Below are 12,205 nucleotides of genomic sequence, written 5' to 3' on the forward strand. Positions count from 1 at the left end.
GCTCAGAGACCGTGCGGTAGCCACGACCTGAGGGGGTCCGCATGAATCCGCCCGAAACGACCACGCTGCGCGAAAAACTGTCCGGCACGGTGGTCACCGCCGCCGATCCGGGTTACGACGCCGCCCGCGCCGTGTGGAACGGCGACATCGACCGGCGCCCGGCGGTGGTCGCCGAATGCGCGACTCGCGAAGACGTCGTCACCGCGCTGGCGTTCGGCCGCGACAAGGGACTCGAGATCACCGTGCGCGGCGGCGGGCACAGTTTCAGCGGTTCCGCCGTCGCCGACGACGGTCTGGTGATCGACCTCGGCGGGCTGCGCCGGATCACCGTCGACCCCGGCACCCGCACCGCGCTGGTCGGCGGCGGCGCGCTCTGGGCCGACGTCGACGAGGCGACGCAGCGGCACGGGCTCGCGACGGTCGGCGGCACGGTGAGCGACACCGGCGTCGGCGGCCTCACCCTCGGCGGCGGTTTCGGCTGGCTGACCGCGAAACACGGGCTCACGATCGACAATCTGCTCTCGGCGGAGGTCGTGACGGCCGACGGCCGGATCCTGCGGGCTTCCGAGGCGGAGCATCCGGATCTCTTCTGGGCGCTGCGTGGCGGGGGCGGGAACTTCGGCGTGGTCACGGAATTCGAGTTCCGGCTGCACCGCGTCGGCCTCGCCGAGGTCGGGCTGTTCTTCTGGACGCTGGCCGACGCGCCCGAGGCGATGCGCTTCGCGAAGGACGTGATCGCGTCCCTGCCGTCGGGCACCGGTTCCATGCTCGTCGGGCTCAACGCGCCACCCGCGCCCTTCGTCCCGCCGGAGCTTCACCTCGCGCCAGGCCTCGCGCTCGTCGTCGCCGGCTTCGACGGTCCCGAACGGCACGCCCGGCTGGTCGAGCGGATCCGGGGCGGCCTGCCCGCGGCGTTCGAACTCGTCACGCCGATGCCGTACGCGGAACTGCAGAAACTGCTCGACCCGACCGCGCCACGGGGAATCCTCGCCTACGAGAAGTCGCTGTACGTCGCCTCGCTGTCCGAAAAGGTCATCGACGTGATCGCCGCGCGCCTGCCGGACAAGGCGTCGCCGACGACCGTGCTGCCGATCGTGCCGCTGCAGGACACATTCTCGACGGTGCGCGAAGACGCGACCGCGTTCGGCGGGCCGCGGACGCCCGGGTTCGTCGTCGGGATGGCGGCCACGGCCCCGACACCGGAACTCCTGGCCGCCGACCGCGTCTGGGCGCGGACGCTGTGGGAGGAACTCCTGCCGCATTCCAGCAACTACGGCGGCTACCTGAACTTCATGAACGAATACGACGAAGACCGGGTGCGCACGGCGTTCGGCGCGGAGAAGTACGCGCGGCTGGCCGGCATCAAGGCGGTGTACGACCCGGACAACGTGTTCCGGCACAACGCGAACATCCGTCCCGCTGAGTGAGCCTTTTATTCACAACCATGAACGGTCTTCACAATCCCGTCATCGTCGTGCGAAACTCCCGTGACGCATTTCCCACTGACGAATGGCGGGCATTGTGAGCGTTTCCCGGCGAACCCTGTTGACCACCGCGGCCGGTGCCGCCGTCGCGGCGACGTCGATCACCCCGGCCGCCGGAGCGGCCGAGGAAACCACCGACAGCCTAAGGACTTTCCGCCGAACGGCCGATTACGCGGTGACGAAATTGCGGGCGGTCGCACCCGGCGTGACGGCCTTTCCGGAGATCACCCGGTTCGAGAAATGGACCTATTCGCAGAACGGCGGCTGGATCGGCGGATTCTGGCCGGGCACCTTGTGGCTCGCCTCCCTCTACAGCGGCGATCCGCAATTCCGCACCCTCGCCATGGCGGCGGCGGAAAAGCTCGCGCCGCGTCAGTACGAGACGCGGGACCACGACCTCGGATTCCTGTTCTATCCGTCGTGGGTGACCGGCTGGCGGCTCACCGGCGACGAGAAATGGCGCACCGGCGCGCTCAACGCCGCCGCGTCGCTCATCCAGCGCTACAACGAAAAGGGGAGGTTCATCCGGGCGTGGGGCGCGCTCGGCACGCCGGGCAACGCCGGCCGGGTCATCATCGACACGATGATGAACCTGGATCTGCTGACCTTCGCGAGCAAGCAGACCGGTGACCGGAAGTACCTCGACATCGCCGTCTCCCACGCGAAGACCACCGAACGGGTCTTCCTGCGCCCGGACGGCTCGACGCCGCACGTGTTCGACTTCGATCCCGAAACGGGCGCCGAGATCGGGCCGAACACCGTGCAGGGTTACAGCCCGGCGTCCTGCTGGTCGCGCGGACAGGCCTGGGGGATCTACGGCTTCACCACGATGTACCGGCGTTCCGGCGACCCGCTGTTCCTGCGGACCGCGCAACGCCTGGCCGACTTCGCGCTGCGCGCCCTCACCCCGGACAACGTGCCGGTGTGGGACTACCTCGCCCCGCAGGCGCCTCACGACATCAAGGATTCTTCCGCCGGTGCGGTGATGGCGTGCGGCCTGCTCGACCTGGCGAAGGTCGCGAACCGGCCGCACTACCGCGAGGCGGCGATCCGGATCCTGACCGCGTTGTGCGACACCTGCCTGACCACCAAGTCCACCCGCGCCGAGGCGATCGTGGCGCGCGGGACGCGCAACCGCCGCGCGGAGGACGGTGTCGAGGTTTCGTTGCCCTACGCCGATTACTACCTGCTGGAGGGTCTTCTGCGGGTACTGATGCCGAAGGAGATCGACAAGGCGATCGACCTGTCGAGCGTCTGAGCCGGCCTTCGTGGCGTTGCGAAAGCCACTTTCGCAACCTTCAACGTTGTGAAAGTGGCTTTCGCAACCCACCTGGTGGGCAGCGCTCAGTGCGCGTGGTGGCCCTCGTGACCACTGTGCCCCTCGTGACCACTGTGGTCACCATGCCCGCCGTGGTGCGCGTGGACCTTCGCGTGCCCCAGCCCGCGCCCGATCATCCACTTGTTCACCGGAACCGTCAGCACGAACGCGACGGCCAGCGCGAACGCCAGCGCGCCCCAGAACAGCAGGCTCGCGAGCCCCGCCTCCATCGCACCGGGCACCACCAGCATGACCCCGTTGTCGACGATCTCCATGACCGCGATCGACACCGTGTCGGCCGCCAGCGCCACCTTGAGCGCGGTGCCGAACGGCAGGCCCGACTTCAGCACGCCGCGCATGGTCAGCGCGTAACCGAAGACGAAGGCGAGCGCCACCGCGAGGATGATCGTCGCCACGTTGCCGAGGCCGAGCGCCGTGCCGATCACCATGCCGAGGACCTCACCGATCGCACAGCCGGTGAGGCAGTGCAGGGTCGCCGACGCCGCCATCGACCAGCTTGCTCCATGACGTGTCTCGTTCATGCGGGAAACCATACCCCCCACCCGTATAGATGGCGCAGTGACCCCCGTCTCGCGATCGCTCAGCGTCACCCCCATAGGCCGACCCGGTAATCAGCCCAGGTCGATGAACTCACTTCCGTAACCCTTTGCGCTCATCCGGTTGACCGGGGTAACCGACGACCCCTAGTTTCGCCGGAGGTCTCCACCGCGCGTAGACCGATCGGCTGGTTCAGGTAGTTCCGTGACTATGGGGTGGAGATGCGAGGGCCGACGAAGACGCTCGTCGTTGCCACTGTGCTCGCTTGGGGCATGGTGTTCGGGCTGACCGGCTGCGGTGGTGAAGAACCCGCGGAGACGGCGGCGAAGCCGATCCGGATCGTGTTCGTGCCGAAGGTCGCGGGCATCCCGTACTTCGAGGCGATGAACACCGGCGGGCAGGCCGCGGCCAAGCAGCTCGGGGTCGAATGGGCATCGACCGGTCCGGCCACGGTGGACCCCGCGGCGCAGGTCTCCATCGTGCGCGGCCTCGTCGACCAGCAGGTGGACGTCATCGCGATCGCGCCGAACGATCCGAGGACGATCGCCCCCGCGATCACCGAGGCGCGGGCCAAGGGCGTCCATGTGATCACTTCGGACACCGACGCGCCCGGCACCGATCGCGAGCTCTTCGTCAACCAGGCGACCCCGGAGGGTATCGGCAAGGCGCTCACCGACGCACTGATGAAGAAGATGGGGAACGCGGGCAAGTACGCGATCGTCTCCTGCGGCGAGACCGCCGAGAACCTCAACGCGTGGATCGCCGTCCAGCGGACGTATACCGCTACGGAGTACCCCCATGCGCAGCTCGTCGAGACGGTCTACGCCGGCGAGGACAAGGACAACGCCACCGCGCTGGCCAAGGGGCTGATGGCCAAGTACCCGGATCTCACCGGACTGGTCGGCGAGTGCACGACGTCCGCGCCAGGGGTCGCCGAGGCGGTGCGGTCGCAGCAGAAGATCGGCCGCGTCTTCACCGTCGGCGTCGGGACGCCGCAGGCGATCAAGCCGTACCTGCTGGACGGTTCCGCCTCGCTGTCGGTGCTGTGGAACGTCGAATCGCTCGGCTACCTCACCGCGTGGGCGGGCAAGCAGATCGCCGAGGGCAAACGGCTGAGCCCGTCGAACAAGGTCAACCTCGAACTGCCCGCGATCAAGTACGAGGAGGACAGGAAGACCGTGCTCCTCGGCGACCCGCTGCTCATCACGCGCGAGAACGTGGATCAGTTCAAGTACTGACTCACCGGCCCCGCCGGACGGCACCCGCCGCCGCGCCGCCGCCGAGGATCAGCACCAGCGCGGTCAATCCCCACCGCCGCTTCTCCTTCGTGCGGGCGAGGGAATCGGTCTCCGCCGCCTCCTTCCGCTCCCTGGGCGCGGCCGAACGAGACGGTTTCGGCGCGGGAGCGGGCGGCGGGACCACCTGAGGCGCGGGAGTCGGCGCCGCGCTCGACGACGGCGTCGGCGAAGGGCTCGGTGACGAAGACGGACTGGGCGAAGGCGTCGAGGACGGGCTGGGGGAAGGCGTCGGAGTCCGAGTGGAGGAAGGCGTCGGACTCGGCGTGGGTGTCGGAGATGGCGTGGGCGTCGGCTTGGGCGGTTCGGGCTTTGGTGGTTCGGGCTTTGGTGGTTCGGGCGCGGTGAGGCAGCCCGCGGCGTCCGAACCCGCCAGCGGCGGACCCGAACGCACCACGGTCACCTGCCCGCTCCGGTCGAGGCGATAGAGGACGCTGCGCCCGCCGATCCGATTCGCCATCGCGTACATAGCGCCGTCACGGCCGAGGACGACGGAGCCGTAGACGTCGGCGGGCGGGAAACGCGCGTCTTCGGCTTCTCGGACCTTGCCGGACGCCGGATCGATGGTGATCACGGCGCCCTTTCCGCGCCAGGTGGTGGACACGCCGTAGAGCAATCCGTTGTGGTACGCGAAATCGTTGACGTCGTGGGCGAGCGTGATCGGCCGCAGGAACACCGTCCTGACGATCCGCAGGTACCGGTCCCCCGGCGACAAGTCCACTGTGTACAGTGTGCCGTTCCTGAGCAGGTACCAGGAATTCCCGCCGATCGCGCCGGCGGTCACCCCGGCGACGGGGCTCCACACCGGCAGCCGGTTCCCCGCGCGGGTGATCGGGCCGAGATCCTGGGTCTTGCCCTCACGATCGATCGTCACCGCGTGCGTACCCCGGCCGAGCCCTTCCGCGACACCGAAGACGAGGTTCCGTGTCGCGGAGTAACCGAGCGCGTTGAGGCGGTAGCCCGGTTCGGTCACCCGCGAAGTGGTCCCCGATCCGGCGTCGAGCCAGCGCAGCTTCGACTTCCCGTGCGACCCGGTCTCCGCCTGCACCACCAGGCAGGATTCGGCGGCGCGCGCGGCCATCGGGGTCAGCAGTGCCGACGCGCCCACCAGACCGGCGACGGCCACCGTCGCCGCCGTCCGCGTCAGCCGGTCCACTGTGCTCACCGGCTCAAGAGATCCTCGCCAGCGCGGAGGTGAACGCGTCCGGCGGGATCCGCACCCCGCCGCCGAACGGGTTCTGCAGCTGGTAGATCGCGAACAGCAGCAACGTGACCGTGCCTGCCAGCGTGGACACGATCACGAGATGCGCGGCCAGCCGGGTGCCGCCGAACAGGTTGGGCAACAGCGCCGAAACGAGGCTACCGAGGATGAGCGCGAACCAGACCACGCCGCCGACCCGGCCGCCGACGACCGCGTTGAGCCGGTCCTGCCGGGCCTCGTAGACCTGCCAGAGCTGGGTGGACGCCTCGGTCTTGCGTTCACGGAGCCAGTCGTCGTCCGACGGGGCCTTGTCCACCGCCTTGCGCAACATGTCGAGCTGTGTCCAGCCGAGATCGGGGAGGCTCGTCTCGCCCCCGGCCATCAGCGGCCACTCCTTCTGCTCGACCGTGGTGATGTACTCCGCGCTCAGCTTCCGCACCTCGTCCTTGACCTCGGTCCCCAGCGAATCGGCGGCCCAGACGGCGGCGACCAGGCTGTCCGCCTCGTGGTAGGAGCCCTCGCGCGCCGCGGTCGCGGAGTCGAACAGCGAGATCAGGATGAACGCGACCAGGACGGCGTGCAGCCCGCCGACGATGGTGAACACCTGGCCGGCGGCGTCGTTGTTGTCGGGGCGTCCCTCGTCCCAGCCGAACCTGCGGACGAGGTAGCCGACGAAGCCCGCGAGGGCGGCCGCGCCGACGACCCAGGCGATGCCGGTCAGGTAAATACCCATTCGAGTCCTTCCAGGCGGGAGACTGCCGAAACTAGTTCACGCTTCCACGAGCGGAAAAGACCGGTTGAATCAATTCATACCAGCGGCGGACGACGCCCGGCCGATCATCACCGTCTCGGCCCAATTTCTCAGCACTCGAAACAATTTCCGCCACGCGCCGGAAAGGCGCGTCACCGGTCGGAGAGCCCGGCTTCACGACCGAGTGAGCGGCCGCCACGAGAAGTCACCGACCTTGCCGCATCCTCGGCATTTCCCGTGGCCCTGGCACCCGAACGACCGCCTCCCGGCCACGCGTCCGGGGGTGGTCCGGCAAACAGGTGAACCTCTCCGCAGACCCGATCGAGTTGTTTGTCCGGGCATTACGCCTTGCTATGTTGACTTTGCACCCGCCCCGCTCGAATGGGTATCCGAGAATTGCGGAAAACAGCAGTTCACCGGGTCGACCGAAAGGGAGTCCGTTGACGACAACCGAGACCCGCACCGGAGCACGTCCAGCCGGCGAAGTGCTGACCTGGAGCCGGAATCTGCTCGATCCGGCACTGCGCGACGCCGTCGACGGCTTGCCCGAATCGATGCGGCTCATCGCCGGCTACCACTTCGGCTGGTGGGACGAACACGGACGTCCGTCCACTTCGGACAGCGGGAAGGCCTTGCGGCCCGCGCTCGCGCTGTTGTCGGCACAGGCGGTCGGCGGGCACGCCGAGATCGCCGTCCCGGTGGGTGTCGCGGTGGAACTGGTGCACAACTTCTCCCTGCTGCACGACGACGTGATGGACTCCGACACCACCCGGCGGCACCGGCCGACGGCGTGGACCGTTTTCGGCACCGGCGCGGCGATCCTCGCCGGGGACGCCCTGCTGTGCCGCGCCTTCGAGGTGCTGGCCCCGTTCGGGCAGGACGCGTTGCGGGTGCTCAGCACCGCCGTGATCGATCTGCTGGAGGGACAGAGCGCCGACCTGAAGTTCGAGGAACGCGGTGACGTCGACACCGCCGAATGCGTGCGGATGGCCGAGGGGAAGACCGGCGCGTTGCTCGGGGCGTCGTGCACGCTCGGGGCACTGGCCGGGGAAGGGAGGCGCGATCAGGTGGACCGGCTGACCGAGTACGGGAGGGCACTCGGGCTGGCGTTCCAGCACATCGACGATCTGCTCGGGATCTGGGGCGATCCGGCGGTGACCGGGAAACCGGTCCACTCGGATCTGTCCAACCGGAAGAAGTCCCTGCCGGTGGTGGCCGCGCTCCACTCGGGGACGGACGCCGGTCGAGAACTGGATGCCTTGTACCGCAAGGAAAACCTCGACGTCGCGGAATTGCCCCACGCGGCGGCACTGGTGGAACGCGCGGGCGGCCGGGCGTGGAGTCAGGAGCAGGCCGACGCGCTCCTGACCGGCGCGCTGCACCATCTCGCCGTCTCGAACCCGGTGCCCCGCCCAGGCGCCGAGCTCGCGGCCCTCGCGAAACTGGTGGTGCGGCGACGGTATTGAAGGCGGGCGCGGTGAGGCAGGGGTGGGCGGGGAAGAGCCCACCCCTGTCCTCCTCGGGTCAGCGGCCGGGCCGGGTCAGCCCCTGGTCACCGGCGCCACGGCTGAGGACGACCTCGTCGGTGGCCTTGAGCGCTTCGGCGCCGGCGTTCCCTGCCGGGCCCGCGGTCAGGTCGAGCAGGCGGATCGGCGGGCCGAGCTGGACCAGCGTAGGGACGTATTCGGCCTTGTCGACCTTCCAGCGTTCGCCGTCCCGCACGAACCGGAACCGCGCGGCCGCACCCTGTTCGGTCGACCCCCTCGGCTCCGAATGGCGGGCGACGCTGTTGCCGAGGCCGTAGGCGACCCACTTGCCGCCGATCTGTTCGAAGGGCTGCACGACGTGTGCGTGATGGCCGATGATCAGGTCGATCGAGTCGTCGGCGAGCAGCTTCTTCGCCAGCGAGCGCTGTTCGGCGGTCGGGTCGTGCTGGTATTCGGTGCCCCAGTGCAGGCTCGCGAGGACGACCTGCGCGCCCGCCTTCCGCGCGGCCTTGGCCTCGGCGATCACGTCTTCGGGGTCGATCTGGTTGACCAGCCAGGGTTTGCCCGCGGGCACCTTGATCCCGTTGAAGCCGTAGGAGAAGGAGATCTGGGCGACCTTGACGCCGTTGACGTCGACGATCAGCGGCTTCTTCGCCTCTTCGGCCGAACGCGCCGAACCGGTGTGCTTGATCCCGGCCTCGTCGAGTTTGTCCAGCGTCCTGGTCGCGCCGTCCACACCCTGGTCGATCGTGTGGTTGGACGCCGTCGAACAGGTGTCGTACCCGGTGTCCTTGAGCGCGTCGACGATCTCGGGCGGCGCGCTGAACGAGGGGTAGCCGCTGTACGGCCCGCCCTTCGGCGCGATCGGGGTCTCGAGATGGCAGATGCCGAGGTCGGCCCCGGAGATGAGCGGTTTGATCCCGGCCAGCAGGGGCCGGTAGTCGATCTTGCCGCCGCCGTCCTCCTTCGCCTGCTCGGTCAGCGCGGGGTGGATCAGCACGTCACCGGTCGCGACCACGGTGAACGACCCGTCCGGCGCCCGGCTCGCCGCCGGCGCCTCGGACGTGGCGGGCCGCGGCTGCTGTTCCGGAGCGCTGCTGCACCCTGCGAGCAGGAGAGCGGCGCCGAGGAGGGCGGTGGTCTGACGGGCACGGGAGCTGAACATCGGTTCCCTCGATCGGGTGAAGGTCTCTCCATCCTGCCTTACGGCCCGTCACTGGACAGCGTCACGCCTGATCGCGGAGTATCGCTGCCATGACCGCGCACTCCCGGTGGGGCCTGATCGGTTTCGTCGCCGCCGCGTTCTGGGTCACCGCCGCGTGCGGTTCGTCGCCCGACCGGACGACGGCGGACGGCACCGCCGGGGCGATCGCGAAGGCGATGACCGACGGCGACAATCCCGCGCTTCTGGCCTTGACCTGCCCGCGCACGCCGGACAAGCCCGCCGCTCCGGACGAGCTGGTCTCCGGCGAAACGCCGGTCGCCGTCGGCAGTGTCGACCAGAAGGGGCAGGCCGCCATGGCGGTCCTGAACGACCAGCGGAACGAGAAACGCGCGTACGGCGCGCTGCTGATCGAAGGCGACGACGGGAACTGGTGCATCTTCGGCTTCCGCAACTGCCCGCGCGACGTGAAGGTGACCAGCGCGAACTTCGTGACGGTCTGCCGCGGCTGAGCCGGAGCGATCTCACGTGATCAGAGACGTAACTCGCGTGATCAGAGACGTAACTCGCGTGATCAGAGGCCGCACACCGTGATCGCCCTCCAATCACGCGAGTTCGCTCTTCAATCACGCGAGATACGTCTCCAATCACGCGAGTTACGCGTTCAATCACGGGAGCCTCAGGCCAGGCAGTCGCCGGGCTCGCCCCGGCGCAGTGCCGGATCCTCCTGCGGAAAGGTCCGCGCCACCCCCGGCCCGCTGGTGCGCGTCTCGAACCGGACGGTCACCCGCCCGTGCCCGGCGCCCTGCACCCATCCGGTGCCGTACGTGTCGTGCACGACGTCGTCCCCGGGCCGCCAGCTCGACGACGACACCGGGGCCGCCGGCGCGGGCGCTCGCTCGACCACGGGGGTCTCGGCGGCCGGAACGGAAAGCGTGAACAGCGGATCCTGATGCGGCACCGAAAGCCCGGAGAACGCGACCCCGGCCAGCCGCACGCCGCCGAACTCGGTCGGGTCGATCAGCAGCCGTTCCGCCATCGCGGCGAGCTGGTCGAATTCGTCGGTGGGCGAGGCCATCGTCTCCGAACGCGTCACGGTGCTGAAGTCGGTGTGCCGCAGCTTCACCACCACCGTCCGCGCGACGCGTTCGGCGTTGACGAGGCGCCGGTGCGCGTGCACGGCGAGGTCGCGGACCTCGCGCCGCAGGCTCGCCAGGTCGATCAGGTCCCGGTCGAACGTCGTCTCGGCGCTGACCTGCTTGAGTTCCGCGCGGTCGGACACCGGCCGGTCGTCGACGCCGGTGGCCAGCCGCCGCAGGTCCCGCCCGACCACACTGCCCAATGTGGACACCGCGTCGGCGTCGGAGAGCGCGGTGAGCTGGCCGAGCGTCCGGACGCCGATCGCCCGCAGTTTCCCTTCCGCCACCGGGCCGATCCCCCACAGCACCCTGGTCGGCAGCGGCGCGAGGAAGTCGCGTTCGGTGCCCTGGTCGACGACGAGCAGCCCGTCCGGTTTCGCCAGATCGGACGCGACCTTCGCGACCTGCTTTCCCGACGCCGCCCCGATCGACGCCACCAGGCCGATCTCCGACCGGATGTGCTCCCGCAGGCGCGCGCCGAACTCCCGCACCTCGTCCGAGGAGGCACCGGCCAGTGAAGGCGGTTCCGCGAAGGCCTCGTCGAGGGAGATCCGTTCCAGCACGGGCGCGTACGTGGCGACGAGGTCGAACACCTGGGTGCTCAGCAATTCGTACAGTTTGAACCGCGGCGGCAGGATCACCCCGTTGGGCGGCAGCAGCCGCCGGGCCTGCGACATCGGCATCGCCGATTTGATCCCGTGCTCGCGTGCCTGGTAGCTCGCCCCGGCGACCACGCCCCGCGGTCCCGCGCCGCCGACCAGCACCGGACGCCGCGCCAGGGTCGGCCGGGTCAGCTGTTCACAGGAGGCGTAGAACGCGTCCATGTCGAGGTGGATGACCCACCGGTCATGCGCGCCCATCGCCCGGCACCTCGAGAAGACGGTGCAGGGCCTTCGTGTATTCCTCGAACGCGGCCCGGCCACGGGTGGTCAGCTCGACGAGCGTCACCGGCGTGCGGTGCTCGAACGCCTTCGTGATCTCGACGTAGCCGGCGTCCTCGAGTTTGCGCAGATGGGTCGACAGGTTGCCCGGCGTCATGTCCAGCAGTTGCTGCAGCCGCGGGAAGGTGATGCTGTCCCCCGGCCCCAGGCTCGACAGCGCCACGGTGACCCGCAGCCGGGCCTGCGCGTGGATCACCGGGTCGAGCTGGGGCAACCCGTCTTCGCTCATCGCGCCCGCACCAGGAACACCAGCGACGCCACCAGGAAGCCACCGCCGCCCGCGAGGCTCAGTACGAGGAAGTTGTACGGTCCCCCGGCCAGCACGCTCGCCGCGCCGCTCGCGATGATCCACACGCCGAGGCCGTACTGCAGCTTGCTCTGCCACAACATCCCGCCGGCGAGGTACATCAGGCCGGTCAGCATCAGCGAGGTGCCGGACCACAGCAACGGGATCAGCTCGGTGTCGAGGCCGAGGCGGATCAGCGCGGTGTTCACCACCGTCAGCCCGCCGAACGCGATCATCCAGCTCCACCCGTACATCGCCCCGACGAGCCGGGACGGCCCGTGTACGCCGCGACTCGAGCGGATGCCGTAGATCGCCGAATACACCATGGCCCCGGCGAACCCGGCGACGGTGATCGCGCCGGCGGCCCACAGCGGCATCAGCGCGGTCGGCGGGGCGGAGAGGTAGATCAGCCCGAAACCGAACAGCCACACCAATCCCCAGACGGCGAGCAGCACCGCCGGATTCGGCCCGATCTCGCGGCGGGTCTTCTCCGCCTGCGTGGCGATGAGCGCCAGCGACTCCTCGGGCGTCATCGGCCGCTCGTCGCCGTCCCGTTCATCCTCCACCACCTCGGAAAACTAAC

At 69.3% G+C, this 12,205-nt stretch carries 12 protein-coding genes; 5 read left to right on the plus strand and 7 right to left on the minus strand.

Annotated elements, in window-relative coordinates; genetic code table 11:
* Positions 1-41: 41 nt before the first annotated feature.
* Both NQK81_RS14910 and NQK81_RS14915 read left to right on the plus strand, forming a co-directional pair.
* Positions 42-1,427: an FAD-binding oxidoreductase gene (locus tag NQK81_RS14910; RefSeq protein ID WP_257488666.1), complete on the plus strand. Its 1,386-nt coding sequence runs from the start codon at positions 42-44 to the stop codon at positions 1,425-1,427.
* A gap of 94 nt (positions 1,428-1,521) precedes the next feature.
* Complete coding sequence (locus NQK81_RS14915; protein WP_257489763.1) at positions 1,522-2,742, plus strand: glycoside hydrolase family 88 protein; 1,221 nt, start codon at positions 1,522-1,524, stop codon at positions 2,740-2,742.
* Between the two features lie 86 nt (positions 2,743-2,828).
* Here the strand turns inward: NQK81_RS14915 and NQK81_RS14920 are convergent, their stop codons facing one another.
* On the minus strand, positions 2,829-3,311 hold the full coding sequence (locus NQK81_RS14920) for a DUF4396 domain-containing protein (RefSeq protein ID WP_371878899.1): 483 nt from the start codon (positions 3,309-3,311) through the stop codon (positions 2,829-2,831).
* Positions 3,312-3,581: 270 nt separating this feature from the next.
* Here NQK81_RS14920 and NQK81_RS14925 point away from each other — a divergent pair, with 270 nt between their 5' ends.
* Entirely contained in the window at positions 3,582-4,598 is a 1,017-nt protein-coding gene (locus NQK81_RS14925) for an autoinducer 2 ABC transporter substrate-binding protein (RefSeq protein ID WP_371878870.1), read from the plus strand.
* A 1-nt stretch (position 4,599) separates the two neighbouring features.
* On the opposite strand, the gene NQK81_RS14930 is transcribed toward NQK81_RS14925, so the two are convergent.
* Together NQK81_RS14930 and NQK81_RS14935 are read right to left on the minus strand one after the other, a co-directional pair.
* The gene (locus tag NQK81_RS14930) at positions 4,600-5,820 is read right to left on the minus strand and encodes a DUF6923 family protein (RefSeq protein WP_257488669.1); all 1,221 of its coding nucleotides are present in this window, start codon (positions 5,818-5,820) and stop codon (positions 4,600-4,602) included.
* A gap of 4 nt (positions 5,821-5,824) precedes the next feature.
* On the minus strand, positions 5,825-6,589 hold the full coding sequence (locus NQK81_RS14935) for a bestrophin-like domain (protein ID WP_257488670.1): 765 nt from the start codon (positions 6,587-6,589) through the stop codon (positions 5,825-5,827).
* A 458-nt stretch (positions 6,590-7,047) separates the two neighbouring features.
* On the opposite strand from NQK81_RS14935, the gene NQK81_RS14940 reads away from it, so the two are divergent.
* On the plus strand, positions 7,048-8,073 hold the full coding sequence (locus NQK81_RS14940; protein ID WP_257488671.1) for a family 2 encapsulin nanocompartment cargo protein polyprenyl transferase: 1,026 nt from the start codon (positions 7,048-7,050) through the stop codon (positions 8,071-8,073).
* Positions 8,074-8,131: 58 nt separating this feature from the next.
* On the opposite strand, the gene NQK81_RS14945 is transcribed toward NQK81_RS14940, so the two are convergent.
* Positions 8,132-9,259, minus strand: coding sequence for a CapA family protein (locus NQK81_RS14945; protein WP_257488672.1), 1,128 nt, complete (start codon positions 9,257-9,259; stop codon positions 8,132-8,134).
* A gap of 89 nt (positions 9,260-9,348) precedes the next feature.
* Between NQK81_RS14945 and NQK81_RS14950 the strand changes: the two genes are divergently transcribed.
* Complete coding sequence (locus NQK81_RS14950) at positions 9,349-9,768, plus strand: hypothetical protein (protein ID WP_257488673.1); 420 nt, start codon at positions 9,349-9,351, stop codon at positions 9,766-9,768.
* Between the two features lie 167 nt (positions 9,769-9,935).
* Here the strand turns inward: NQK81_RS14950 and NQK81_RS14955 are convergent, their stop codons facing one another.
* From NQK81_RS14955 to NQK81_RS14965, 3 genes are read right to left on the minus strand one after another with little or no spacing between them, the layout of a single operon-like run.
* Complete coding sequence (locus NQK81_RS14955; protein ID WP_257488674.1) at positions 9,936-11,255, minus strand: DNA polymerase IV; 1,320 nt, start codon at positions 11,253-11,255, stop codon at positions 9,936-9,938.
* Positions 11,242-11,565, minus strand: a complete 324-nt coding sequence (locus tag NQK81_RS14960; RefSeq protein WP_034320046.1) for a transcriptional regulator — start codon at positions 11,563-11,565, stop codon at positions 11,242-11,244. Before NQK81_RS14960 ends, NQK81_RS14955 begins: the two co-directional genes overlap by 14 nt.
* On the minus strand, positions 11,562-12,191 hold the full coding sequence (locus NQK81_RS14965) for a hypothetical protein (protein ID WP_257488675.1): 630 nt from the start codon (positions 12,189-12,191) through the stop codon (positions 11,562-11,564). The genes NQK81_RS14960 and NQK81_RS14965 overlap by 4 nt, the downstream gene beginning before the upstream one ends.
* Positions 12,192-12,205: the final 14 nt, after the last annotated feature.

It is taken from the genome of Amycolatopsis roodepoortensis (genome assembly GCF_024628825.1).
Lineage (GTDB): Bacteria > Actinomycetota > Actinomycetes > Mycobacteriales > Pseudonocardiaceae > Amycolatopsis > Amycolatopsis roodepoortensis.

Coding starts and splice junctions, on each gene's coding strand:
- NQK81_RS14910 (WP_257488666.1), top strand. CDS start 42: ATGAATCCGCCCGAAACGACCACGCTGCGCGAAAAACTGTCCGGCACG.
- NQK81_RS14920 (WP_371878899.1), bottom strand. CDS start 3,311: ATGGCGGCGTCGGCGACCCTGCACTGCCTCACCGGCTGTGCGATCGGT.
- NQK81_RS14925 (WP_371878870.1), top strand. CDS start 3,582: ATGCGAGGGCCGACGAAGACGCTCGTCGTTGCCACTGTGCTCGCTTGG.
- NQK81_RS14935 (WP_257488670.1), bottom strand. CDS start 6,589: ATGGGTATTTACCTGACCGGCATCGCCTGGGTCGTCGGCGCGGCCGCC.
- NQK81_RS14945 (WP_257488672.1), bottom strand. CDS start 9,259: ATGTTCAGCTCCCGTGCCCGTCAGACCACCGCCCTCCTCGGCGCCGCT.
- NQK81_RS14950 (WP_257488673.1), top strand. CDS start 9,349: ATGACCGCGCACTCCCGGTGGGGCCTGATCGGTTTCGTCGCCGCCGCG.
- NQK81_RS14955 (WP_257488674.1), bottom strand. CDS start 11,255: ATGGGCGCGCATGACCGGTGGGTCATCCACCTCGACATGGACGCGTTC.
- NQK81_RS14960 (WP_034320046.1), bottom strand. CDS start 11,565: ATGAGCGAAGACGGGTTGCCCCAGCTCGACCCGGTGATCCACGCGCAG.